Source organism: Sulfitobacter sp., assembly GCF_036960155.1.
Lineage (GTDB): Bacteria > Pseudomonadota > Alphaproteobacteria > Rhodobacterales > Rhodobacteraceae > Sulfitobacter.
The window spans coordinates 704,437-730,254 of record NZ_JBALWB010000001.1 but is presented as its reverse complement, the minus strand read 5'-3'; the positions used below and the strand labels follow the sequence as shown (position 1 = coordinate 730,254).

Below are 25,818 nucleotides of genomic sequence, written 5' to 3'. Positions count from 1 at the left end.
ACGTAGGATGGGGTGAACCCACCTATGTCCGGAGACAGCTTGATGAACATTCTTCCCGTTATTGCCGATAGTACCGAAGAGCTGACCGCGATATTTCGTGATCTGCACACCCATCCTGAAATCGGTTTCACCGAAGAACGCACCAGTGCAATCGTTGCGGAAAAGCTGCGCGAGTACGGCGTTGATGAGGTGCACACAGGTTTGGGTAAGACAGGCGTTGTGGGGCTGATCCATGGCAAGCAAAAGGGCAACCGCCGCGTCGGGCTGCGGGCGGATATGGACGCTTTGCCAATCCACGAGATTTCGGGCCTTGAGTATTCTTCAGTGAATGATGGTGTGATGCACGCCTGCGGCCATGACGGACACACAACGATGCTGCTGGGCGCTGCCAAACATCTGGCGGCAACCCGTGATTTTGACGGCACGGCCGTGGTGGTGTTTCAGCCCGCCGAAGAGGGCTTGGGCGGTGCACGCCAGATGATCGCCGACGGTTTGTTTGAGCAATTCCCCTGTGACGAAATTTATGGAATGCACAATTTGCCCAATGGCCAACCGGGAAAGGTGGGCATCTGCAAAGGTGTCGCGATGGCGGGTGCGGCGTTCTTTGACATCAAAGTAACGGGCAAGGGTAGCCATGCAGCACGGCCGTCGGACAGCAAAGATGCGTTGATCATTGCGGCCAGCCTCACCACCGAGTTGCAGACTATACTAAGCCGTAATGTGCCAGCACTTGATGCGTGCGTGTTATCCGTGACGCAGCTGCATGCTGGTGCTGCCTATAACGTGATTCCCGAGGTCGCGGCTCTGGCAGGGACAATTCGTTATTTCAAAGATGAGGTCTACGCCTTGGCCGCGGATCGTATGCAGGCGATTTGCGACGGGTTCGCCTTGGCGCATGATGTTCAGATCACGTTAGATTTGCGAAATGTGTTTGATGTTTTGATCAATGATGACGCGCTGTCAGATGCATATATGGACGCTGCCGCTGACATCGTTGGGGCCGATAATATCTTCAACAAGGCTGAGCCTGCGACAGGGTCCGAAGATTTCGCTGATATGCTCAAGGTTGTGCCGGGGGCGTATTGTGTTGTTGGGCATGCGGGAACGTTGCCGCTGCACAATCCGTCCTTCACCCTTGATCCTGACATCTTGCCTATTGGCGCTTCGGTCATGGCGCGGGTCGTTGAAAAACGTCTACCGCTTTAGATACTGCGCGCCATGTGCGGGATCACGCGGTCGGGGATCGCCTCGGAGGGCGTGTCGTGGATAATCTTAAAACCCAGCCTTTTATAAAACGGCACTGCTTCCGGATCGGCGTCTAAGACAAGTTTTGTAAATCCCAAGGCTTGCGCATGACTTAGCAACTTGTTCCACAAAACCTTACCTACGCCGCGGCGTTTATGCTCGGGGGCGATGAAGAATGCGCAGACCTCAGCAGTGTTGGCGTCTTGGGGATCTAACATGGCGCAGCCAAGAAGTTGGTTGTCGGCCTCTGCCAAAAAGGCATGTCGCTGTTTTAGGATTTCGGGTGTGACACGCAATACATCAACGCAAAGTTCCATAAAGGCATCATCATATCCGTTGGATTTTTTTGAACGGAAGATGAGGGAAGTGAGCGCCGCAGCATCTTCTGAAACTGCGGCGCGAATTTGTATTTGGGGGTTGTTCATCGCTTGCCGTAGTACAGACCAACGACATGTTCAGCCTCAGCAAAAAATAACCAGCGTGCCGTTAGGACGCCTGCGATATGTGCCACTACGGCAAACAGCGCCAAGAAGTGGTTGAAGGAGATTACCAGTAGAATGATCGGTAGAACAACCATCAAGATGATCGCGATGATCCGTAGCTTTTGGGCGTGTTTGCGTCCGACAACATGCACAAATTCACGCAGCAAATAGTTGGTGCCAGTGTGGGGTGGTTCAAACGCGCGCACGCTTCCGATGTTGCCAAGGCCAGTGGCCGTTTCCATGTTTGTTCCGCTTTGTGCAAATGCGGTGTCGCCGCGCATCCATGTCGCGATCTGAATGCCACCCGCAACCAGCAGCAGCAGCATGGCCCATTTCACCTCACCTGACAAAAGCGCGCCGCCTGCGATGCAGAGCGACAGGAAGTTTGCAGGTGTCAGTGGGCTGTTCCAGCGCGGAACAGTTTTGAGTTGGCCGTAGATCATTGAGGTTGTGTAGACGGTCCCCAAGGACGCGATCGCGCCCAGTAGACCTAACAAAACCCAACGTTGGCCAAAAAACACAAGTCCAGCGCCATAAACCGCCATGAGCGTCAGCGCGGCGACTGCGCACCATGCTTCGCGGGACAACCAGCTGGTGCGCCATTGGCTGAATGCCTTTAGCGCGCGTTCGGGACGTCCAAGGTGGAAGGTGGATGAAATCAACCCGCCGACAGCAAGCAGATAAGCGATGACAAAGAAGGCAAAGGCGCTCCACCCTGTGACGCCCGGCATGCCGAGACCAAGAAAAATCAACAAGCCAAAACCTAGGCCTGAGAAGGAAGAGAAGAAGATGACGGAGGGTGCCGGATGCATCAGAGTTTCTCCAGTGTTTTATCGAGCCAGCTGAGGAAGCCCTTTGTTTCGGTGGCAACAGGTTCAAGGAAGGGCGCAAGAATATCGATCTGCTCGTCTTGCTGGGCCAGTTGATCCTTGGGGCGTGGTGGCAGGTATTTATTGACGGGCTTGGTGCCCAGTTCGGGCATCAGGTCCATGCCGCCGCGTTCGGCTACCAGCAGGCTCACGTCTGAATTGGGATCACCCAAATCGCCAAAATGGCGCGCGTTTGAAGGGCAGGTGCGCACGCAGGATGGTGTACGGTCAATTTCTGGCAGGTTTTCATTATAGATGCGGTCAACGCATAGGGTGCATTTCTTCATCACGCCTTCGGCTTGGTCTAGCTCACGTGCGCCATATGGGCAGGCCCATGCGCACAGGCCACACCCGATACAGTCGGATTCATTAACCAATACGATGCCGTCTTCGACCCGTTTGTAGCTGGCGCCCGTTGGGCAAACGGTGACGCAGGGCGCGTCTTCGCAGTGCAGGCAGGATTTGGGAAAGTGAATAAGCTGCGCGTCGCCCTCTTTTGGCTGGACCTCGTAGCTGTGCACACGGTTTAGGAAGGTGCCGGATGGGTCCGCGCCGTAGGGATCTTGATCGCTTAGGGGGGCGCCGTAGTTTTCGGTGTTCCAACCTTTGCAGGAAATCACGCAGGCATGACAGCCAACACAAGTATCCAAATCGATGACAAGCCCGAGCTTTTTGTCGGTGTGTGTGGGCAACTGGGTCATTGGCCGACCTTCCATTTAAGTTCCGGGGCAGCTTTGCCAACGGGTGATTTGATCGGCGGCATCGAGGGTTTGGATTCCTCGTCCGTTGGCGCAGCAACCTTTTTGATCGCCACCTTAAGGTCAAACCATGCGGCCTGTCCTGTGATCGGATCAGAGTTGGCCCACCGCAGGCCATCACCTTTGGGGGGCATCAGCTCATGGATGAGATGGTTGAGCAGAAAACCTTTGGTGGCTTCGGGCGCGCCTTCATCCAATGCCCACGCACCTTTGCGTTTGCCAATGGCGTTCCATGTCCAGATCGTATTTTCGTTCAGCGCGGCCATCTCCATTACGGGCACAGTGATAGCACCGTGCGGGGATGTGATCTCTGCCCAGTCGCCATCTGATAGGTCGTTTTCGCGCATCAGCTTTGGCGGCATGTACATCGGGTTGCGGCCATGGAGTTGGCGCAACCACGCGTTCTGGCCACCCCATGAGTGGTACATCGCCATCGGGCGCTGGGTCAGAGCCGTGACAGTGTAACCCTCGTTCCCTACTTGATCAGTCTCGTACCAATAAGGCAGTGGTGACATCTTTTCTTTGATGCGCTCGCGCAGATGCTCGGGAGGTTGGCGATCCCCATGGCCTTCGGCAGCAAGTTGAAATTTGCGCATGGGTTCGGAATAGAGCGTGAAAAGGTAGGGCTGAGGGGTATCAAACAGTCCCATCTTCACGGCCCAATCCTGATAGGCTGCGTTCCACGGTTTGTAGTAGTTTGCGCCGTCAGGAATATGTTCGACAAAGAAGCCACCGTTTTCGATGTACTTGTCGAGCTGATTTTTATTGACGCCGCCACGTCCACTTTGCGGGCCGTCTTCGCCCATGCGCCACCCTGCGAGGGGGCCAACACCGGGGCGGCGTTCGTGGTTGACGATATAGTCGGCATAATCGGCGTACTTCTGGCTGCCATCTTCATTCACAAATGCGGGTAGGCCCAGCTTTGCACCCAGATCACACAGGGCGGATTGAAAGCCTTTGACGTTGCGATCAGGCTCTACAACAGGCCAGCGGATAGCATCGGCGACAGCGTCTGCTTCGCAGATGGGACGATCCAGCAAAGAGATACAATCATGGCGCTCAAGGTAGGTGGTGTCAGGCAAGATCAGGTCGGAATAGGCTACCATTTCCGAGCTATAGGCATCTGAATAGATGATGCGTGGGATCACGTATTCGCCGTTCTCATCCTTGTCTGTCAGCATCTGTGTGACGCCCGTTGTGTTCATGGACGAGTTCCAAGACATGTTCGCCATGTACATGAACAAGGTGTCGATCTTGTAGGGATCACCCGCATAAGCGTTTGAGATCACCATGTGCATCAGGCCGTGCGCAGACATGGGATTTTCCCACGTGAATGCTTTGTCGATGCGGGCCGGGCTGCCATCATCTTTCAACGCAAGGTCTTCGGGGCCGTGCACAAATCCGAGGTGCGGACCGTCAAGCGGAGCGTTTGGTGTGACTTTGCAATGGGGCTTTGGATGGGCTGTCGCAGGTTTGGGGTAGGGTGGCTTAAATCGGAACCCACCCGGAACTTCGACGGTGCCAAGAATGATCTGAAGTGTGTGCAAGGCACGGCAGGTTTGGAAGCCGTTGGCATGTGCCGAAATTCCGCGCATCGCGTGGAATGAAACAGGGCGGCCTGTCATCGTCTTGTGATGTTCGCCGCGGAAATCCGTCCACTCATGCTCAAGCTCGAATGCTTCGTCAAAGGCGACGCGTGCGATTTCTGCCGCCAATGTGCGGATGCGCGGTGCCGAGATACCGCAACGTTCGGCCACTGCTTCGGGTGCGTATTTCTCGTCCAGATACATATCAGCCATCTGGTGGAAAACGGGGCGGTGGGTGATGCCCTTAATGCGGTAGGTCGCGGCCAGATCGGGCTTTACGCCCTTTTGGTCGTATGGCGCCAGCTTACCGGTGTTGCGATCAACAACCAGCTCTTTGCCGTCGTCATCGCGCAGCTTTAGGCCAAACTCCGGCGATTTTTCATCGCCATTAATCAGGACGGCGGCATCAGTGTATTGCGCCAGATAGTTCAGATCCATTTTGCCAGCCTTCATCAGGCAATGGATCATCGACAGGATAAACAACCCGTCTGTCCCGGGTGTGATGCCCACCCAATCATCTGCGACGGCATTATAGCCTGTGCGGATGGGGTTCACGCCAATGATGCGGGCGCCGCGCTTTTTGATTTTGCCGATGCCCATCTTGATGGGGTTGGAATCGTGATCTTCGGCCACACCGAATAGCATGAACAGCTTGGTGTGATCCCAATCTGGTTGACCAAATTCCCAGAACGCACCGCCCATGGTGTAGATGCCAGCCGCCGCCATATTAACCGAGCAGAAGCCGCCGTGTGCCGCATAGTTGGGCGTGCCAAAGGACTGCGCGAACATCGAGGTAAAGCTCTGGGACTGATCACGTCCCGTGAAAAATGCCAGCTTTTCAGGATTGGTTTCGCGGATGGGCTTCAACCAACTTGCAGCAATCTCATAGGCTTCATCCCAGCTGATTTCTTCAAACTCGCCTGAGCCGCGTTCGCCTACGCGTTTCATCGGCGCTTTGAGGCGCGAAGGGGCATTGTGTTGCATGATGCCAGCAGACCCTTTGGCACACAGAACACCTTGGTTTACGGGGTGGTCCCGGTTGCCCTCAATGTACGCCACCTTAAGATCGCCAAGCGGGTCTTTTTTCATATGGACGTTAATGCCACAGCGACAGGCGCACATATAGCAGGTGGTTTTACGTATCTCGTCAGAGACTTTGGGGCTCAGGTCCAGCGTGGGCTGCTTATGGGTCATAGTCTCTCCTGGCGGGTCAATTTGTAGCTTGTAGAGTAGTGACGGCGATCATGTTGGTGACATCTGTGGCAGTGCAGCCGCGTGATAGGTCATTTGCGGGCTTGCTGAGGCCTTGGAGTACCGGACCGATTGCATCACAGCCCCCAATACGCTGGGCGATCTTGTAGCCGATGTTTCCGGCATCAAGATTTGGGAAAATAAGGACGTTGGCATGGCCTGCGACATCTGAACCGGGTGCTTTTGACGCGCCAACTTCGGGAATGAATGCGGCGTCAAATTGTAGCTCACCATCGGCGGACAAATTCGGGTGGCTTTCGTGTAGCAGAGCAAGCGCGTCGGTGACCTTGGTCACACGTTCATGGCGTGCAGAGCCTTTGGTTGAAAAGCTGAGGAGAGCAACCTTGGGTGCATCACCCAAAAGCTGTTGGCACGAGGCCGCAGATTGTGCGGCAATCGCGGCGAGTTCGGTGGCATTGGGATCAATGACCAAACCGCAGTCACCGAATATCATCGCAGAGCGGCCAGTCGAGTGGCCCTCAGGCATAGCCATTAGAAAAAAGGACGAAACAAGTGCAGCATCAGGTGCTTTGCCGATCACCGTAAGAGCCGCACGCACCGTGTCAGATGTGGTAGCGACTGCCCCACCCACAGTGCCATCCGCGTCTCCGTTACGGACCATCAGTGCGGCAAATACCAGCGGATTGCGGACCTGTCGTGCGGCAGCTTCTTCGCTCACGCCCTTGTGTTTGCGCAGTTCAAAGTAGAGGGCGGCATAAACTGGAGTTAATTCGGAGGTTTCAGGGTCTTGAATGTGCAGATTGGCGTGCGTCTTTGCACCAGCCTCTGCTAGCCGTGCCTGAACATCAGCAGTGAGGCCAACAAGTGTGATGGGCCCCATGCCAGCATCAAGTGCGGCAAGCGCTCCGGCCACGACCCTTTGATCGTGACCTTCGCTTAGGACAATATGGGCAGGCCGAATGGCTGCGCGTTTTTGTAGATCGCGCAACACATTCATGTCGGCCTAACCCTTTTGTTTTGTGCAATCATTGGCACGTTTTAGACAGTTTGCTCACGCATGTCGGATGCATCGATGCCTGCTACTTCAACAGGGTTTTTCATTGCATCACGGCGGAACGGGTCACCCAGCTCTTGGTTGATCATCGCTTCGATCAGGGTGGTTTTGCCGTGGTTCATCTGGTCATCCAGCGCCTTGGCAAGAGCTGCGGTTAGCTCCTCTTGTGTGCGTGCGACAACGCCTTCCAAACCACAGGCCTGCGCGATGCCGGCATAGGAAACGTCTGTGTCCAGCTCGGTGCCTACAAAGTTGTCATCGAACCACAGGGTTGAGTTACGCTTTTCCGCGCCCCACTGATAATTGCGGAAAACAACCTGTGTCACAGGTGGCCATTCGCCACGGCCGATTGCAGTAAGTTCGTTCACGGCGATACCAAAGGCGCCGTCACCTGCAAAACCAACAACCGGAACGTCAGGTTGACCAATTTTCGCACCAACAATCGCTGGTAGGCCGTATCCACAAGGGCCGAACAAACCAGGTGCCAAATACTTGCGGCCTTCGTTGAAGGACGGGTAGGCGTTACCGATTGCGCAGTTGTTACCGATGTCAGAAGAGATGATCGCCTCTTGTGGCAGTGCGGATTGGATCGCGCGCCATGCCATGCGTGGTGACATCCAGTCAGGTTTGGCTGCACGTGCACGCACGTTCCAGTCTGTACCCGGATCGTCTTGCTCATCAGTCATGGACGTCAGTTCTTGGGCCCATGCTGATTTGGTTTGTGCGATCAATGCAGTGCGGTCTTTGCGACCCGCATCGCCTGCAGTGTCAGCCAGTTTGGCAGTGATGGCTTGTGCAACTTTGGCTGCGTCACCAACAATACCCACAGTGACCTTTTTGGTCAGGCCGATGCGGTCAGGATTGATATCAACCTGAATGATCTTGGCGTCTGTTGGCCAGTAATCAATGCCGTAACCTGGAAGGGTTGAGAACGGGTTGAGGCGAGTGCCGAGGCACAAAACAACATCTGCCTTTGAGATCAGCTCCATTCCAGCCTTGGAGCCGTTGTAGCCAAGAGGGCCAGCAAACAGCGGGTGGTTGCCAGGGAAGGCATCGTTGTGCTGATAGCCAACGCAAACAGGTGCATCGAGTTTTTCCGCCAAAACGCGGGATGCTTCAATGCCACCAGCAGCAAGCACAACGCCCGCACCATTCAAGATCACTGGGAACTTGGCAGTGGACAGCATTTCAGCTGCTTTGCTTACGGCGTTTTCACCACCTTGGGGCAGTTCAAAGTCGACAACTTCTGGGATCTCGATATCGATCACCTGGGTCCAGAAATCACGCGGGATGTTGATCTGGGCTGGGCCGGATGCGCGTTTTGCTTGCATGATCACGCGGTTCAGCGTTTCGGCAATGCGCGACGGATCACGTACTTCTTCTTGGTAGGCAACGCAGTCGGCGAACAGGTTCATCTGTTCCATCTCTTGGAAGCCGCCCTGACCGATTGTCTTGTTTGCAGCCTGAGGTGTAACCAACAACAGCGGTGTGTGGTTCCAGTAGGCTGTCTTAACAGCAGTCACAAAGTTTGTGATGCCAGGGCCGTTTTGCGCGATCATCATCGACATCTTGCCAGTGGCGCGTGTGTAGCCGTCAGACATCATGCCCGCAGAACCCTCATGGGCGCAGTCCCAGAAATTGATCCCTGCTTTTGGGAAAATGTCAGAGATGGGCATCATGGCGGAACCGATGATGCCAAAAGCATGCTGAATGCCGTGACGCTGTAGGGTTTTTACAAATGCTTCTTCGGTGGTCATCTTCATAGGAGGTGATCCTTGATTTGGGTGGATGAGAATCTGGCTTGGCCGCAATTTAGAATCTAAGCGAGTAATCCGTTAGGGCCAGTTAGCGCGGCGGAATATAACCAGAGCCTAACATGGCTCTAATTTCGGAGGATATGACTTTTATCCCGTCCGAGATGCGTGAGGATGGTATCGAGGAATAGCCGAGGCGGTAGAAATTTTTGGGCTGTGCGTCGCCGGCGAAAAACGAATGACCGGGTTCTATAAGGACGCCAACGTTGCGCAATCGCGTGGCAAGGATCTGGGTGTCTATTTCTTCTGGCGCGCGCATCCAATAGGAAGAGCCGCCATGCGCACCCTGACCCGCAATTTGCAGCCTGTGCTGCAGGATCGCTTCCTCCATCTTTGTGCGCCGTTCATGCAAGGCGGTGCCCGTACGGCGCACCAAAGCATCATAGTGACCCAGCGAAAGAAAGTAGGAAGCCGTGCGCTGAATATGACCCGGAGGGTGTCGTAGTACCGAAGCGCGCAATGCGCGCGCCTCGCGGATAAACGGTTCTGATCCCACGAGGTAACCAAGGCGCAAGCCCGGAAATAGGGACTTTGAGAAGCTGCCAACATAAATGACCCGCCCATCCGCATCGAGCGATTTCAACGCAGGCGAAGGAGGGCGCAGAAATGAAGTTTCGAATTCGTAATCATCTTCGACAACGATTGCTTCGATTTCTTTTGCCCTTTCAAGCAGTGCGCGGCGACGTTCCATGGGCATAGTCGCATTCGTCGGGCATTGGTGGCTTGGCGTGGTGAATATGACATCGGTATCGGGTGGAATCGCGTTAGGTGGAAGGCCGTCAGAGTCCACACGTACGGGCGTTACGTGGCAACGCGACTGGATTAAAATCTCGCGCAAGGCATGATAGCATGGGTCTTCAATGGCGGCACGTCTGCGCTGTGTCAGCAAAACCTGGGCTGTCAACCACAGCGCATTTTGTGCGCCCATGGTGATCAGGATTTGTTCGGGTGCCGCGGTGATGCCGCGGCGCGGCAGCGTGTGGCGCGCGATAAATTCGACTAGATTTGGATCGTCTTGATCATAGTAGTCATTGGTCATTGAGCTAAAGTCGCGCTGCCCAAGAGCCTGCATTGCGCAGAGCCGCCAATTGGCGTGATCAAACAATGACTGATCGGCCTGCCCATAGACAAATGGATAGCGGTATTTGGACCAATCTTGTGGTTTTGTAGGAGTTACGCCACCGCTAAACCGCTGCCCGATGGCGCGGTTCCAATCAACAGCATCTTGCATACTTGGGCTGGGGGAGAATGACGGTGGGCTAGGGGCATTTTCCGAGACGTAGTACCCCGAGCGCCCTTTGGAAGAGAGGTAATCATTTGCCAAAAGTTCTGTGTACGCGATGGTCACCGTAATGCGGCTGACGCCAAGGTGAACTGCTAACTTGCGTGTAGAGGGGAGTTTTTCACCGCATTGAAAACGACCAGACAGAATGCCCTGTGCGATCATCTGCTGTATCTGCGACTGCAGGGTTCCTTGGGCTTGGGCCTGAAGGAAGAAGGTTTCTACCGGGAGTGCCATAAATGGAGTTTATTCTGGACTTAACGGCATGTCAGTTTGGACTTACCGTCGGGCGAAATGGATAATAAAGATGCAGCATAATACCAAATCCTCTGGGAAACACAATCGGATAATGAGACTTGTGGTTCCAATTTAATTATTCATGGTTTTAGGCGCGTGGTTTGCTCACGCAATTTCTATCGATGCAGGCGGCCTCTTAGAGGACAGCGCAATTGGGTAAATTGTCGGGAGTTGCTATATGGCTTCCAAAACAGACTGTGACGCAGGCTAATTTGGCAAAGAAGGCACCAATAAACGTGTTTCAGAAAAAGTTAAGCACGTGCGCGCTGTGTCTGATCTGTTGTCCGGCTGAGTCCGAAGATCGGGGAAAAGCGCAAACAGTTCTTCGCGGGCCGCTGGGTGCATATTTTCTTTGGATACGTCGCCAGTGTGTAGGCTCTCGGTTGGTGCGCCATTGGCCGTTATGATCTGGTGGCGGGCAAAGGCGAGGTGAATGTATGTCACGCCTTGTTTTGCAGTTTGTGATAGTATCGTGCTGTCATTGAGCAGGCCTTTGGCAGGTGCTAAAAGTTGATCTGCGCTAAACAGGAGCTGGGCGCGCCAGCCGCTCAGAAGCATGCGGTGCTGCGGTGAAACAAGCAGATCCCTGTCAGGCAGGTTCGGCCCCAAACTGCCAGCCTTTAGTAGGATCGGGCGCAAATGTGGGGTTTGGGTAAGTTCTTGTCCGCTCAAATGGGTGCGGGTTGTGATTAGAACCGGCTGTGGACCCTCGTCATGCGTAAGTACTATGTCGCCTTTGGCAATATCGGCGACATCCCGTAACCCGTAACCCGTAAGGAGTGGCGATCACCGTTCCTGGCGTAAAGCAAAGGATTTGACCTATTTCAAACCCAACGAGGCCGAGAGATTCCGTGGCATGGGCAGAGTTGCCGTCACCAGTTTCCTCGTCAAACTTTGCAGTGATTGTGCCAGTCGAACCAGTTGTGCTGGCTCCGTTTGATAGAACGACATTGCCTGCATCAGCGTCGTTTATCGATTGGGTTTCACCAAATACCGCGCCGTCGGTCAGGCTGCCGCCTAGAGCATAACTGCTTGTTGATGTGCCAAGACTGCTGTGAAGTGAGGCGTAACCTGCTGTTCCGTCACCGCCTGTAGAAATTGCGATCCACCCAACATCTTCGCCAGTGTCGACACCATCAGATAGTGAACCTTCCTGCAATGGGACATCAAAACTACTGCCGGTGACGTTAAACGGATCGCTGTCGACAACATCGGGGTCATTTTGGCTCATGACATTCGTTAAAACAACGGGTGTGCCGCCATGTGCGCCTGCAAGCGAGACAGAGCTTGCAGCGTCTGTTGCGGTTGTTGTTCCTGCTTCGATTACACGGCCATCCGAAAGGGTGTGAACTCCGGTTTCGACTGCGATCCAGTTGATTGTTTCCGTGGCTGGGTGGGGGCCGTCTTCGTCTTCCCACTCATCTAGAACGAAATTGAAACCGTTGGCATCTACAGAGATGACGGGCAGGGAGAATTCGTTACCGCCTTGGTTGGTTGAGGAAAGGTGGATGATGGCGTCCGTCATGGGTTCGGTGAAATCAATCCGAACGACTTCACCATCTCCAAAACCGCCACGTACTAGCGTACCAACCTCACCAATGGGCATGGTGCACCTCACTCATAAATACAATTTTCTAGTAATTTTTCTAGAATTTAAAACGGGCAGGAATGAGTTGAAACCGCGTTGAACCTATGTTGAAAACTACAGTTTCAACTGAATTTCGGGGAAATTTGAGGGGTGGTGGATCATCTGTGATGCCGTTGATCAGAGAGGGTGAAGATCAGCAAATAGCTGTTTGCAGCTGGGCTTCAGACAAAAAGAGCCCCGTTTTTGAACGGGGCTCTTTTAATAGCAGTTGGTGTCTGCAGGATTTTAGCCGAACACGCGACCCAGCGCACCATCCACAGCACCGACGATTTGATCGATGTCGTCTTTTGTCGCGATCAAAGCTGGTGAGAAGCAAAGCGTGTTATTCTTGCCCGGCAAGGAGCGGTTGGTTGCGCCAATGATGACGCCCTGTTGCATACAATCCGCGACAACGGCTCCCACCATCTTTTCTGGCATAGGTGTTTTGCTGGTGCGATCTTCGACCAGCTCTAGACCAAGGAAAAGGCCTTTACCGCGCGCCTGACCGATCACCGCATGTTTGTCGGTTAACGCGTTTAGCTGATCGAGCATGTAGTCACCCATTGTGACCGTATTTTCGAGCAAGTTTTCACGCTCGATAATTTTCATGTTCTCAATTGCTGCTGCTGGTCCCGCAGTGCACCCGCCAAACGTCGAGATGTCACGGAAGTAGTTGAGCGGATCAGTTGCATCGTCTTTGAACATGTCAAAGACCGCTTCGGTAGTCACGAGGCAAGAGATCGCCGCATAGCCGGAGGCAACGCCTTTGGCCATTGTGACCATGTCGGGTTTGATACCGTAGTGCTGGTATCCAAACCATGTGCCAGTACGACCCACGCCACAGACAACTTCGTCAATGTGCAGCAGTATTTCATACTGATCACAGATTTCGCGGATGCGTTCCCAGTATCCATCAGGAGGGGTGATAACGCCACCGCCCGCTGTCACGGGCTCAAGGCAGAGCGCGCCAATGGTTTCAGGACCTTCACGCAAGATTACTTTTTCAATCTCGTTTGCAGCCCAAACGCCGTAGTTTTCATCTGGCGCACCGTCTTGTTCGTGTTTGCGGTATTCTAGGCAGTGAGGAACGCGAATGAATCCGTCGGGGAAAGGGCCGTAATGTGCGTTGCGTTCGTCTTGACCGCCACAGGCCATCGTGGCGATGGTGCTGCCGTGGTAATCGCGATCACGGTACAGGATTTTATGTTTTTTGCCACCAAAGCGTTTTACCGCAATTTGGCGGACCATCTTATAACCCTTCTCGTTCGCTTCAGAACCGGATGAGCAATAATAGACGCGGCTCATGCCTGGCATTTTGTCGATCAGCATTTCAGAGAAGATCGCGCCGGGGATAGAGCCAGCTGTGCCGCCAAAGAAGTTCAGTTTTATCAGTTGATCGCGCACGGCGTTCGCAATTGATTCGCGGCCATAGCCTACGTTGACTGTCCAAACGCCGCCAGCAACAGCGTCAATGTGCTCTTTGCCTTTTTGATCCCAAACACGCATGCCTTTACCCTCAACAATGATGCGAGGGTCGGATGTTTCGTAAGGTTTATGCTGGCTTAGGTGGTGCCAGACATGGGCGCGATCCGCCTCAACGATGCGTGAAATGTCATTTTCGTTAAATGTACCGTCCATGATGGCGACCTTTCGAGTGAGTAGCTTGTTAGGGGAAGTCGGGCAAAGTGATTGCCGATTAAGTATACACCTGACATGGGATTTTCGGGAAAAAATAGGGCCAAAGATTACGTATGAATATAGCCAGATTGGCGATTTGAGTGAATCCTCGTTGTTTCTCATGGTTTCACGGCGGCCAAAGGCGAGTAGTGCTTGCCTAAAATTTAGGCCTCGAGAGGGAGTTAGTTTCTATGGGGGCGGATTTGGGGCCTAGAAAACAAGGGCGCGCTGACGAATGTAGATGGCTTAAAAAGCTCATATAAATTGGATGAATTGGAGATCGCGGAAACCGTTTCACGTGCAAATGATGCGAAATTTCATTCGCTAGGCGTCGGCTGAGTTGACGAAAGTAGGGCTGGAGAGCTTATGTTGAATACTTAAAGCTGGACTCATTGCGGGTGCTCAACTGGACATTTTCTTATTAGCCTATGCAGCCAGAGTGATTGTTGTTCGAAAGATTGTGCATAAGGTGTTTTGTTGAATGATGCGGATAGGCTGGCAGTTATGTCCGAGTGTGTCGATTTCTTCACCTTGGTCGCGTGTAAGTGTGTTAAACCTAATAGGACCAAAAATGGGACCGCTAGACCCAATAATACGTTAAACATTATTGCAAGTGGCAGAGGCTTCTCTAGGATGTCTATGTCGGTTGCGAATTTCGTAACGATCAATCCCGAGTGCCGCAAAGGGACCGGGCAATAAAATAACTGGGAGAAATAAAAATGATGAAAAAAACAGTAAGCGCATTTGTCGCCGGCGCCGTGATGTCAATCGCTGCTACGTCCGCTTTTGCAGATGGTCACGAAGAAATCACCGTAGCCTATTTCCTTGAATGGCCAATGCCGTTTCAGTTCGCAAAAGTGAACGGAACATACGAAGAAGTTCTGGGCAAGAAAATCAACTGGGTTAGCTTTGACAGTGGCGTTGCAATGTCCGCAGCGATGGCATCTGGCGACGTACAGATTTCCGTAAGCCAAGGTGTGCCACCATTCGTTGTAGCAACATCCGGCGGTCAGGATCTTCAGATTGTTGACGTTGCTGTATCCTATTCCGAGAACGACAACTGCGTTGTTGCTTCGGGCTTGGAGATCGACAAAACATCCGCAGCCGAGCTGGCTGGCAAAAAAGTTGCCGTACCACTGGGTACCGCTGCTCACTACGGCTTCCTTAAGCAGATGGGCCACTTCGGCGTAGATGTTGCTGGCATGTCTGTTGTTGATATGGCCCCTGCCGAAGGCGCAGCCGCGCTGAGCCAAGGTGCTGTAGACATGGCATGTGGTTGGGGTGGTGCACTGCGCCGCATGAAAGAATCCGGCAACGTGTTGCTGACCGGCGCAGAAAAAGAAGAGCTGGGCATTCTGGTGTTTGACGTGACATCAGCTACCGCTTCTTATGTTGCCGAAAGCGGTGATGATCTGGCCAAATTCCTCAAAGTAACGGCAGATGCCAACGCAATGTGGAACTCTGGTGAGAACACCGACAAAATGCTGCCAGTGATCGCAAAAGATGCGGGCATGGACGAAGCGGCAACAGCAGAAACTCTTGCTGGTTTTGTATTCCCATCCGTGGAAGACCAGCTGAGCGCCAAATGGTTCGGCGGCGGCAGCCAGGCATTCATGGGCGGCGTTGCAGACGTATTCCTTGAAAGCGGATCCATCGACAAGACGCTGGAAAGCTATGAAGGCACTGTAAACACAGGCCCATTGATGGCTGTAAAAGGCATGTAATTCCTTAGGGGGTTAACACGGCCCGGCGCGTTGATATCGCGCCGGGCCTTTTTCTTCAAAGAGGCGGGGCCCACCTCGTCCTATATCGGCTCATATTAGTGGCCAGAAAGCAGGGACATGTCCGGACTTTCAATTGATAAACTCTCGATGCGATTTGATCTGCCAGGTGGTGGATCAGTGCAGGCGCTCAAAGACGTCTCGCTGGACCTGAAGGCGGGTGAGCTGTTGAGCGTGCTGGGGCCATCAGGCTGTGGCAAGACAACGTTGTTGAACATTGTCGCAGGCTTTTTAGCACCCACCGCAGGTGTGATGACCCTGAATGATCATGTGATTAAGGGCCCTGATGCCGAACGCGGCATGGTGTTCCAGCAAGGCGCGTTATTTGAATGGATGAGCGTACGTGAAAACGTAGGTTTTGGTCCTTCAATGAAGGGCATGCCAAAGAACGACAAAACAGAGATCGTTAACCACCTTCTGGACGTCGTCGGGTTACAGGATTTCAAGGAAAAGGCGGTGTATGAACTGTCTGGTGGGATGCAGCAGCGTGTGGCTTTGGCCCGTTGCTTGGCGAACGACCCTGATGTGATTTTGATGGATGAGCCACTAGGCGCATTGGACGCGCTGACGCGCGAGAAGATGCAATCGCTGGTTCTGAAGTTGTGGAAAGAAACGGGCAAAACGATCATCCTGATCACGCACTCCGTTGAAGAGGCATTGCTGTTGGGCGAGCGTCTGATCGTGATGGCACCCCGCCCCGGCCGTATCCACAAAGAATACCGTCTGCCGTTTGCAGAACTTGGTGTGAATTCCGATTTACGTGAAGTGAAATTGCATCCTGATTTTGGACCTAAACGCGAAGAGATCCTCAATATGATTTGGGACATGGAAGAAGAAATTATGGGCACCGCGGAGGCAGACGCATGACCGGACTTATCGTACTGGCCGTTTATGTCGGCATCTTTGTTGGATCGATGATGATCTTTACCCGTATTGGCGCAGGTATCCGCGACTATACGTCTCTCAAGACGGTGACGTTTGGCGATGAAAGCGCTGTGCGTCCCAATCGTGCAGCAGGTATTATTTCGCTTCTCACGCTGTTCCTGTTGTGGGGGATGTTTACAGGCTCCTCGCTTATTCCCGGCTTTTTACATGCGCCTGCGCCTTACGCGGGTGAGACATCGTTTGAATATACCGTTGAGGTGAATGGCGAGACCGACACAGCAACTGTGAAGGTACTTGTACACAAACGTGAAGAAACCCCTGATGCACCCGCTGTTGAACCGGGTGAAGGTTTTGCCAAAAACGACAGCATCAAAGTTGCCCAATATCGCAGCCAGTTGGTGTCGTTTGATAAGAACGATGATTTGAAAAAGAAGGATGGTGCCAAGATCGTAGCCATCAACGGGCAAAAAGTTCAGCCCGGTGATACGGTCGAAATCGAAGGTGGTTCCGTAACGATCTCCCAAAAGGGCACGCCGAATTTTGCACCCGAGAATGGCTTGCAGATGGAGCCGCTTTATCTGCCGTCTCCAGAGGCGGTGATCGCGCGCACAGGCAAAGTACTAGACGAGGGTTTCCGTGGCACATCGCTGCTGGGTCACTTGGGTTGGTCGCTGTTCCGTGTTGTTGCGGGCTTTATCTGTGGTGCGATTGTTGGCATCCCGCTGGGGTATGCGATGGGTCTAAGCAACTGGTTCCGTGGTTGGTTTGATCCGATTGTGGAGTTCATGCGTCCGGTTCCGCCTCTTGCATTGATCCCGTTGGTCATCATCTGGGCTGGTATTGGTGAGACAGGCAAAATTATCCTGCTCTTCCTTGCAGCGCTTTGGATTATGGCAATCGCGGCACGTTCGGGTGTGTCTGGCGTGAATATTTCCAAGGTACACGCGGCCTATTCGCTGGGCGCCAGCAAATGGCAAATCATGCGCTATGTGATTATCCCGAACTCACTCCCGGAAATCTTTACGGGTGCGCGTGTGGCGATGGGTGTGTGTTGGGGGACTGTTGTTGCGGCCGAATTGGTTGCAGCCGAAAAGGGGGCAGGCATGATGATCATGGTCGCGTCCAAGTTCCAGAACACTGACATCGTTATCTTGGGTATTATCCTGATTGGTGTGATCGGTTTTGGCATTGATATGCTAATGCGCGGTGCTGAGCGGATTATGGTTCCTTGGAAAGGCAAAGGCTGATCTAGCCTGCGCGTATTTCCTGCATGATACAGAAAAGGCCGGAGCAGATGCTCCGGCCTTTTTCGTTTCTACCAAGAACCACTAGGCAGTTCAAAGAATGTCCTGCCTAGTGGTTTGTATTTTACTTCTTAGGGCCGCTTGGCTTTTTGCTTTTGCCCGGAGGGGTAAAGCGCTTGGATGAATCCGCTGCGCGGTTATATCCGCCTTCTGGTTTTGCATCGCGTTTTGGCGCACCCTCTTTCGCTGGCTTCTTCCAAACGGCTTTTGAGGCTGGCTTGTCGCTGGCTGCACCGGTTGGCTTGTCTTTCCAGACGGGTTTTGCCTTGGGTTTTTCACCAGCCTTCATCGGCGTGCGCTCGGTCTTGTGAGACTTTGGCGGCCGTGTTGCGTCCCGCTTGGATTTGGCAGGGGCACCGCGTGGTTTGGATTCGGATGTGCGGGGTTTGTATTCCGCTGCTGGCGCATCGTCGCGTGGTGGGCGCGGTTTGTGCGCTGGCTTTGGTGCATCGGGATCATAGGCCGGCTTGCTGCGAGCGTCCGGCTTTGGCCCTTTGTCATACGCAGGTTTCGGGCCTTTATCATACGCGGGCTTCGAGCCCTTATCGTATGCTGGTTTGGGGCCGCGTTCCTGACGTGGGCCTTTGGGGCCAAAATCGGGAACACCGTCAAGGCGGGTGAGGGTCACGCCATCTTCGGCTTTCATGTCTTTACCAAGTGCATTGACCAATTTCGGTACAGCGCCTTCAGCAACTTCCACATAGGAGTGGCGCGGCTGTACGCGTATTGCACCGATGTCGTCACGTGTCATGTCACCTACGCGGCACAGCATTGGCAGCAAGGTGCGCGGCTCTGCTCCGTCATTACGGCCTGTGGATACGGTGAACCAAATAGATTTACCGAATTCCATGCGTGGTGCGTTCTCTTTGCCGTCGCCGGGGTTGGAGAGTTCTTCGGGTGCGGATCCGCGTGAGCGGTGCAGGTTTACAAACGCAGTCGCGAGTTGCTCTGGCGTGTAACGTTCTGCCAGTGTTGCCACAAATTCTACAGCATCTTCTGGCGCAGGCGTTGTCCATGCATCATCATTGAGCAGACGCTCTTGGTCCGCGGCGTTCACTTCGGCGGCAGATGGGGGCAGGGCCCATTCGGCATCAAGCTTGGCCCAACCCATCAGGCGGGTTGCTTTTGAACGCATTTTTGGTGGTACGATCAACGCAGATACACCTTTACGGCCCGCGCGACCTGTACGGCCAGAGCGGTGCAGAAGCGTGTCAGCGTTGGTGGGTAGGTCAGCGTGAATCACCAGCTCAAGGTTGGGCAGGTCGATACCGCGTGCAGCAACGTCGGTTGCCACACAGACGCGGGCACGGCCGTCGCGCAACGATTGCAGGGCGTTGGTACGTTCTGTCTGGGACAGTTCACCCGACAACGCCACAACTGAGAAGTTGCGGTTCGTGAGGCGCGTGGTCAGGCGTGCCACGGCGGCACGTGTGTTGCAGAATACGATGGCGTTCTTGGCTTCGTAGAACCGCAAAAGGTTCAGGATCGCATTCTCGGTATCGCGCGGATTCACGGTGAGGGCGCGGTATGAGATGTCAGAGTGCTGCTTGCCGTCAGACACAACAGAAACACGCTGTGCATCGCGCTGATATCCTTTTGCCATCTTTGCAATGGCGGCAGGAACGGTAGCGGAGAACATCAATGTGCGGCGTGTTGCAGGGGATTCGCCCAAGATAAACTCAAGATCTTCGCGAAAGCCCAGATCAAGCATTTCGTCTGCTTCATCCAGCACCACAGCGCGAATATCCGTGAGGTTGATGTTGTTGCGTTTGATGTGGTCACACAGGCGGCCTGGCGTGGCGACAACGATGTGTGCACCCCGGTCTAGCGCGCGGCGTTCGGTACGGGTGTCCATGCCACCCACACAGGTGGTGACGATGGCGCCTGCTTTTGCGTAAAGCCATGTCAACTCACGACTAACTTGCATCGCCAGCTCACGTGTGGGGGCGATAACAAGGGCCAATGGCGCGCTTGCGCGGCCGAAATGCGTTTCATCGCCCAGCAATGTGGGGGCGATGGCAAGGCCGAAGGCAACCGTTTTGCCAGAGCCAGTTTGAGCGGAAACCAATAGGTCTGCGCCATCTAGTTCAGGCGCGATTACGGCGTCCTGTACGGGTGTCATTGTTTCGTAGCCTTGGGCGGCCAGTGCGTCTGCGATCGTTTGAATCAAGGGATTTTCCTGAGCGGATAAGAATGGAGTTGGCCTGCCCCTACTGGGTTGCAGGCTGTTTGTATACGGGTGATTTCGCGCGAACGGGACTGCGCGAGGCGCATAGCTGTGCGGAAAACCGATGTATATGGGTAAAAAGGGGGGGTGTCAAAAAGGGGGTTTTAAAGTAGAACAAAAAGAGAACAAACTGGGGGATGTATGATGAGCGATTCTTCTTTGGGTCAGTTGGTGCAACTGGGGCTGCGGCGCGGTGTGGTGGATGTCCCTGCGCCGGATGCTGCGCAAGCGGTGTTAAAGGATGCACTGTCGGTGCAGCCGTTCGATGCGGCGGCCACGGCATTTGTGCTGGCATGTTTGCCGCGCAGCAAGGCTCCCGTGTTGTGGGTCCAAGACCGCGCCTCGCGATTGGAAAACGGGCGGGTATATGGTCCTGCCCTCAAAGGGCTCAAACTGCTGAGGGTAGATGTGAGCCATGCACGCGATGTGTTGTGGGCGATGGAGGAGGGCGCGGCTTGTGCTGGCTTGTCCGCAGTTGTGGGCGAGGTGCACGGCGCACCGCCCGTTCTGGATTTTACGGCAACCAAGCGGCTTGCGATGCGCAGCGAGGCGTCGGGTATACCTGTCTGGTTGATCCGATCGGGGGCGGCAGAAGGGTTGAGCGCGGCACGCGAGCGGTGGCGAATAGGGTCTTTGCCCTCTGCCAAGCATCCCTACAACGCGGCAGCCCCCGGTGCGCCGATATGGGAGGCCGAGCTGTTTCGGGCGCGTGGGCGCAGTCCGGGCGTCTGGTCGGTGTCCGATGAAGGACGGGGGCGCACGAATAGTCTCCGTTTTCTTCCCCGATCTAGCGATGGATCGATGGAGGCGGATCACGGCTCAGCAACGCACGTTACCGGATGATGTGGTGCCAGTGGTGCTGTCTGCGCACGGAACCCACGGACCGGTTGTGTACGCGGTGAACGCTGCGGGGCTGGCGCGCGGTATTTGTGTTGACGCGCGGGTGGTGGATGTGCAGGCGATCCACCCGGACATGCATGTAGAGCAGGGGGATCAAAATGGGGATCGTGCGCTGCTAGATCGGTTGGCCATGTGGGCGCGACGATGGTGCCCGTGGACGGTAGCCGAGGCTGACGGGATGCTGATGGATGTGCGCGGTGCGGCGCATTTGTTTGGCGGCGAAGTACAGATGTTGCGTGATATGCATGGTCGCTTTGCCATGCAGGGATTACGGGCGCGGCTGGCTTTGGCCCCTACACGCGGTGCGGCGCAAATGTTGGCACGGTTTGGTGCGCAGGGTGTGATCTGTGGGCCTGAGGATGTGGCGCAGGTTTTGGCCCCGCTATCTGTAGCGGCTCTTCGATTGCCCAGCGATACAATACGTTTGCTGGATCGATTGGGGTTAAAGACCATCGGTGCGCTGGAGGGCGTGCCGCGTGTAGGACTTATGCGGCGCTTTTCAGGGGCGGCAGAAGAGCGTAATCCGCTGGTGTTGCTGGACCGCGCATTGGGGCGCAGTGCAGATCCTTTGGATGCGCCACCTGATGTGCAGATATGGCGCGCGTATGCGCGCATGGCGGAACCCGTAATTGACCCGATCCCATGGCTAGGGGGTTTAGCAGAAGATTTGACAACGCAACTGGCGGCGGCTGAGCAGGGCGCGCGGCGCTTGCGCTTGACGATTTACCGCGTGGATGGGGAGTGGCGTTTTCGGGATGTGTCTACGGCCAGTGCAAGCCGCGATCCGGCGCATTTTGTGCGGTTGGTGACGGGTAAACTGGAGGGGATCGACCCTGGCTTTGGGTTTGATTTGATGACGCTGGAAGCGTTAAATGCCGAACCGCTCTCCTTGCATCAGGACCAGTTGGGGGGGGCGCGGGATGCGAGCGCGGACATCGCGGCGCTGTTGGATCGGCTGACGGCTAAGTTGGGGTCATCTAAGGTGACATGGGCGGTATGGCTACAGAGCCACAAGCCGGAACGGGTGGAGCGCGGAGTGCCTGTGTTGGCGGGCGGCGGGCAAACCGTGGCTGAGGTGGCGCATGAACGACCGTTGCGGATGTTTGATCCACCTGAGGAGATTGCGGTGCTGTACGCGGTGCCCGAAGGGCCACCTGCGCGATTTCGGTGGCGGCGTGTTGCGTTTTTGATGGCGCGGTTTGAGGGGCCTGAACGGATAGCCCCTGAGTGGTGGCGCGATAGGGCGGGGACGCGGTTGAGGGATTATTACAAGGTTGAAGTGACGGACGGGAGGCGGTTCTGGCTCTTTCGGGAAGGGATTGTCGGGGATGCACGAGGAGGTGCTCCGCGCTGGTTTGTACATGGCGTTTTTGGATGACATGAGACGTGCACCTATGGGCGACACCCCTCCCGCCATCCCAAGCGGTTGGTTGATGGCATCCGAGTTGAAGGGGATGAGCGCGAATGATGCGCTGTAATAAAAGATAGGGCTGCCACCTGATGCCAGAGCAAGATGGACATAAGCGCCGCTCAATTGAAGAAGATGAACCGTTCCACCCGAATGACCCCAGCGTTTATGTGGAGCTGGGTTTGTCCACGTGTTTTTCGTTTCTGCGCGCGGCGTCTGATGCGGTGGATTTGACGGCGACGGCAAATATGCTGGGATATCATGCGATGGGTGTTGCAGACCACAATACGCTTGCAGGTGTTGTGCGGGTGCATGCTGAGGCGAAAACCGCGAAGGTGCGTCCGCTGATCGGGGCGCGCTTGGTGTTATTGTGTGGCACCGAATTGTTGGCTTATCCGCGTGATCGCAGTGCCTATGCGCGGCTCTCGACGCTTCTGTCCAAGGGGAAGATGGCGGATGTGGATGGCGAGTGGCAGCTGAAAGGACAGACCCACCTGACGTTGGAGATGGTCGCTGGGCACAGCGATGGTGTGCAGCTGATTGTTATGCCGCGGGAAAATTTGGATGTGTTTGAGGTGGGATTGGGCCGATTGTGTAATGCCTTGCCCACATTGCGGCATGTGGGGGCTGCCTATCTGTATCGCGGTGATGATGTTGCGCGGATCAATCGATTGGACTGCATCGCGCGCGCGCATGGTTTGGAAATACTTGCCACAAATGACGTATTGTACCACACGCCTGAACGGCGTCCATTGCAGGATGTGATGACCTGTATTCGCCACAGTAAGACGATTGAGACGGTGGGTTTTTTGCTTGAGGCGAACGCTGAGCGGCATTTGAAATCGCCCGATGAAATGTGCCGCCTGTTTGCGCCGTGGCCGCATGCCATTGCCGCCACGCGGTTGGTCGCGGATGCTTGTGCATTCAGTCTGGATGATTTGAAGTATGAATATCCGCATGAGATCGTGCCGAAGGGTCGCAGCCCGATGGAAGAACTGGAACGGCTGACATGGGAAGGTGCGGCGTGGCGATACCCTGAGGGGGTGACGCAGCGTGTCAAAGCGATCATCGAAAAGGAATTCGACCTCATCCGATCAAAAAAGATCGCGCGTTATTTTCTGACGATCAACGACATTGTGCGGTTCGCGCGCCATGAGGCCAGTCCACCCATCCTGTGTCAGGGACGCGGATCTGCTGCTAATTCGGTGGTGTGTTTTTGCTTGGGAATCACGGCAGTAGACCCAGAGGAACACGACGTCTTGTTTGAGCGGTTCTTGTCTGAGGAGCGTGACGAGCCGCCGGATATCGATGTGGATTTTGAGCATGAACGTCGCGAAGAAGTGATCCAGTACATGTACGCTAAATACGGGCGGGAACGGGCAGGGCTATGCGCCACGGTCATTCATTATCGCCCTCGCAGCGCCATTCGCGAAGTCGGTAAGGCGATGGGGCTGAGTGAGGATGTGACGAGCAAGCTGGCAAGTACTGTCTGGGGTAGCTTTGAAAAACAGATGGGGGATGAGCGCGTCAAGGATGCGGGAATGGATTTGTCTGATCCGTACCTGCGGCGGGTGATCACGCTGGCGCGGCAGATGACGGGGATGCCACGGCACCTGTCCCAGCATGTGGGGGGCTTCATCCTGACGGAACGGCCGCTGACAGAGATGGTCCCGATTGGAAATGGAGCGATGCCGGAGCGGAGCTTTATTGAGTGGGATAAGGATGACATTGATGTGCTTGGCATCTTCAAGGTGGATATCCTCGCGCTTGGAATGCTGACCTGTATCGCCAAGGTGTTTGACATGCTGGGGGCGCATTACGGGGTGCATCATGATCTGGCGAGCGTGCCAAGTGATGATGAGGACACCTATGACATGCTCTGTGCTGGCGATAGCTTGGGGGTGTTTCAAGTCGAAAGCCGCGCGCAAATGGCGATGCTCCCCAAGCTGCGCCCGAGGCGTTTTTATGATTTGGTGATCGAGGTGGCGATTGTCCGGCCTGGTCCCATTCAAGGGGATATGGTGCATCCGTATCTGCGCCGGCGTCAGGGAATTGAGGGGGTTAGCTATCCCGCGCCGGGATCCGAGTATCCGCAAGATGAGCTGCTCAAGATTTTGGGCCGGACATTGGGTGTGCCTATCTTTCAGGAACAGGCGATGAAGATCGCAATTGATGCCGCGCAATTTTCGCCGAAGGAGGCCAATGAATTGCGCAAGGCGATGGCGACGTTTCGATCCCGCGGGACAATTGAAACACTGCAGGCCAAGATGGTCGGGCGCATGACCGATCGCGGTTATGCCCAAGAGTTCGCAGAGCGATGTTTTAACCAGATCAAGGGGTTCGGTGATTACGGTTTTCCCGAAAGCCATGCCGCGAGCTTTGCCAAGCTGGTGTATGTGTCCAGTTGGATGAAGTGCCACTATCCGGCAGCCTTTGCCTGCGGTCTGCTGAACAGCCAGCCGATGGGGTTTTATGCGCCAGCCCAGATCGTGCGTGACGCGCGCGATCACGGGGTCGAGGTGCGTGCAGTTGATGTGAATTATTCGGATTGGGATTGCACGTTAGAGCCTTGCGCGGATGGCTTTGCATTGCGTCTTGGGTTGCGTCAGGTGGACGGGATGCGCCGTGATGCAGCTGCGCGCATTATGGCTGCGCGGTCCGAGCCTTTTGTCGATGTGGCAAACCTAAAGGAACGGGCCAAGGTGGATCGTGGGGCGATAGGTAAGTTGGCCGCGGCAGATGCGTTCCGGTCCTGTGGTATCGACCGCCGACAAGCATTGTGGCAGGCGCAGGGGTTGCGCGATGCGCCGTCGTTACCGATTTTTGAACATGCCGAGGCAGTAGGTGAGGGCAGTGAACCACTGGTTGCATTGCCCGCGATGGCGCAGGCCGAACATGTCGTGGCAGATTACCAAACACTCAGGCTTTCGCTAAAGGCACACCCCATGAGCTTTTTCCGAACCAGCCTATGTAAGCAGGGGTTTGCTAGTTCGCATAACCTTATCCACATGGCGCATGGCGCGCGGGTGTCGCTGGCTGGATTGGTACTGGTACGCCAGAAACCGGGGAGTGCCAAGGGCGTGTGTTTTATCACGCTGGAGGATGAGGACGGCGTGGCGAACCTTGTCATCTGGCCCAAGTTGTTTGAACATTTTCGCGCATTGATTATGACCGCGCGCCTGTTGGTAGTGCATGGGCGTGTGCAGACAGATGGCCGTGTGATCCATGTGGTGGCGGATCGGTTGGAAAACCGCACTGACCGTCTGGATGGTTTGGCGGATGAGCATGTGCCAATGAGCCAAGTGGGTGGCGAAACCCCTCCGCAGCAGCGGCCAAACCACGTGGCAGGCGGGCGTAAGCATCCACGAGATGTACGCATAATTCCGAAATCACGCGATTTTCACTGAGAG

General features: G+C 54.9%; 18 protein-coding genes. 7 read left to right on the top strand and 11 right to left on the bottom strand.

Annotation, left to right across the window (positions count from 1 at the left end; translation table 11 throughout):
- Positions 1 to 42: 42 nt before the first annotated feature.
- Entirely contained in the window at positions 43 to 1,206 is a 1,164-nt protein-coding gene (locus V7775_RS03705) for a M20 aminoacylase family protein (protein ID WP_335750507.1), read from the top strand.
- Here the strand turns inward: V7775_RS03705 and V7775_RS03700 are convergent.
- From V7775_RS03700 to V7775_RS03655, 10 genes are all read right to left on the bottom strand, one after another.
- Positions 1,203 to 1,670, bottom strand: a complete 468-nt coding sequence (locus V7775_RS03700; RefSeq protein WP_335750506.1) for a GNAT family N-acetyltransferase — start codon at positions 1,668 to 1,670, stop codon at positions 1,203 to 1,205. The genes V7775_RS03705 and V7775_RS03700 overlap by 4 nt on opposite strands.
- Positions 1,667 to 2,539 (bottom strand): dimethyl sulfoxide reductase anchor subunit family protein, encoded by an 873-nt coding sequence (locus tag V7775_RS03695; protein WP_335750505.1) that lies wholly within the window; start codon positions 2,537 to 2,539, stop codon positions 1,667 to 1,669. Before V7775_RS03695 ends, V7775_RS03700 begins: the two co-directional genes overlap by 4 nt.
- Positions 2,539 to 3,297, bottom strand: a complete 759-nt coding sequence (locus tag V7775_RS03690) for a 4Fe-4S dicluster domain-containing protein (RefSeq protein ID WP_335750504.1) — start codon at positions 3,295 to 3,297, stop codon at positions 2,539 to 2,541. The genes V7775_RS03695 and V7775_RS03690 overlap by 1 nt, the downstream gene beginning before the upstream one ends.
- The gene (locus V7775_RS03685) at positions 3,294 to 6,134 is read right to left on the bottom strand and encodes a molybdopterin oxidoreductase family protein (protein ID WP_335750503.1); all 2,841 of its coding nucleotides are present in this window, start codon (positions 6,132 to 6,134) and stop codon (positions 3,294 to 3,296) included. The genes V7775_RS03690 and V7775_RS03685 overlap by 4 nt, the downstream gene beginning before the upstream one ends.
- A 16-nt stretch (positions 6,135 to 6,150) precedes the next feature.
- Complete coding sequence (gene pta / locus V7775_RS03680) at positions 6,151 to 7,149, bottom strand: phosphate acetyltransferase (RefSeq protein WP_335750502.1); 999 nt, start codon at positions 7,147 to 7,149, stop codon at positions 6,151 to 6,153.
- Between the two features lie 41 nt (positions 7,150 to 7,190).
- Positions 7,191 to 8,969: a sulfoacetaldehyde acetyltransferase gene (gene xsc / locus V7775_RS03675; protein WP_335750501.1), complete on the bottom strand. Its 1,779-nt coding sequence runs from the start codon at positions 8,967 to 8,969 to the stop codon at positions 7,191 to 7,193.
- 82 nt (positions 8,970 to 9,051) lie between these two features.
- Positions 9,052 to 10,539, bottom strand: coding sequence for a MocR-like pyridoxine biosynthesis transcription factor PdxR (gene pdxR, locus V7775_RS03670; RefSeq protein WP_335750500.1), 1,488 nt, complete (start codon positions 10,537 to 10,539; stop codon positions 9,052 to 9,054).
- Between the two features lie 267 nt (positions 10,540 to 10,806).
- Positions 10,807 to 11,328: a Hint domain-containing protein gene (locus V7775_RS03665; RefSeq protein WP_335751051.1), complete on the bottom strand. Its 522-nt coding sequence runs from the start codon at positions 11,326 to 11,328 to the stop codon at positions 10,807 to 10,809.
- Entirely contained in the window at positions 11,312 to 12,205 is an 894-nt protein-coding gene (locus tag V7775_RS03660; RefSeq protein ID WP_335750499.1) for a hypothetical protein, read from the bottom strand. Before V7775_RS03660 ends, V7775_RS03665 begins: the two co-directional genes overlap by 17 nt.
- Positions 12,206 to 12,472: 267 nt before the next feature.
- A complete protein-coding gene (locus V7775_RS03655) occupies positions 12,473 to 13,864 on the bottom strand; it encodes an aminotransferase family protein (protein ID WP_335750498.1) in 1,392 nt (463 codons plus the stop codon).
- Between the two features lie 761 nt (positions 13,865 to 14,625).
- Between V7775_RS03655 and V7775_RS03650 the strand changes: the two genes are divergently transcribed.
- From V7775_RS03650 to V7775_RS03640, 3 genes are all read left to right on the top strand, one after another.
- The gene (locus V7775_RS03650; protein WP_335751050.1) at positions 14,626 to 15,627 is read left to right on the top strand and encodes a taurine ABC transporter substrate-binding protein; all 1,002 of its coding nucleotides are present in this window, start codon (positions 14,626 to 14,628) and stop codon (positions 15,625 to 15,627) included.
- Between the two features lie 117 nt (positions 15,628 to 15,744).
- Positions 15,745 to 16,551 (top strand): taurine ABC transporter ATP-binding protein, encoded by an 807-nt coding sequence (locus tag V7775_RS03645; RefSeq protein WP_335750497.1) that lies wholly within the window; start codon positions 15,745 to 15,747, stop codon positions 16,549 to 16,551.
- Positions 16,548 to 17,816 carry an ABC transporter permease subunit gene (locus V7775_RS03640; protein WP_335750496.1) on the top strand — a complete coding sequence of 423 codons (1,269 nt, stop codon included), beginning with the start codon at positions 16,548 to 16,550 and terminating at the stop codon, positions 17,814 to 17,816. The genes V7775_RS03645 and V7775_RS03640 overlap by 4 nt, the downstream gene beginning before the upstream one ends.
- A 121-nt stretch (positions 17,817 to 17,937) precedes the next feature.
- Here the strand turns inward: V7775_RS03640 and V7775_RS03635 are convergent, their stop codons facing one another.
- Entirely contained in the window at positions 17,938 to 20,043 is a 2,106-nt protein-coding gene (locus tag V7775_RS03635; protein ID WP_335750495.1) for a DEAD/DEAH box helicase, read from the bottom strand.
- A 201-nt stretch (positions 20,044 to 20,244) separates the two neighbouring features.
- Here V7775_RS03635 and V7775_RS03630 point away from each other — a divergent pair, with 201 nt between their 5' ends.
- The 3 genes from V7775_RS03630 (at position 20,245) to V7775_RS03620 (ending at position 25,815) form a co-directional block, all read left to right on the top strand.
- Positions 20,245 to 20,943: an ImuA family protein gene (locus V7775_RS03630; RefSeq protein WP_335750494.1), complete on the top strand. Its 699-nt coding sequence runs from the start codon at positions 20,245 to 20,247 to the stop codon at positions 20,941 to 20,943.
- The gene (locus V7775_RS03625; RefSeq protein WP_335750493.1) at positions 20,894 to 22,378 is read left to right on the top strand and encodes a Y-family DNA polymerase; all 1,485 of its coding nucleotides are present in this window, start codon (positions 20,894 to 20,896) and stop codon (positions 22,376 to 22,378) included. The genes V7775_RS03630 and V7775_RS03625 overlap by 50 nt, the downstream gene beginning before the upstream one ends.
- A 122-nt stretch (positions 22,379 to 22,500) precedes the next feature.
- On the top strand, positions 22,501 to 25,815 hold the full coding sequence (locus V7775_RS03620; RefSeq protein WP_335750492.1) for an error-prone DNA polymerase: 3,315 nt from the start codon (positions 22,501 to 22,503) through the stop codon (positions 25,813 to 25,815).
- Positions 25,816 to 25,818: the final 3 nt, after the last annotated feature.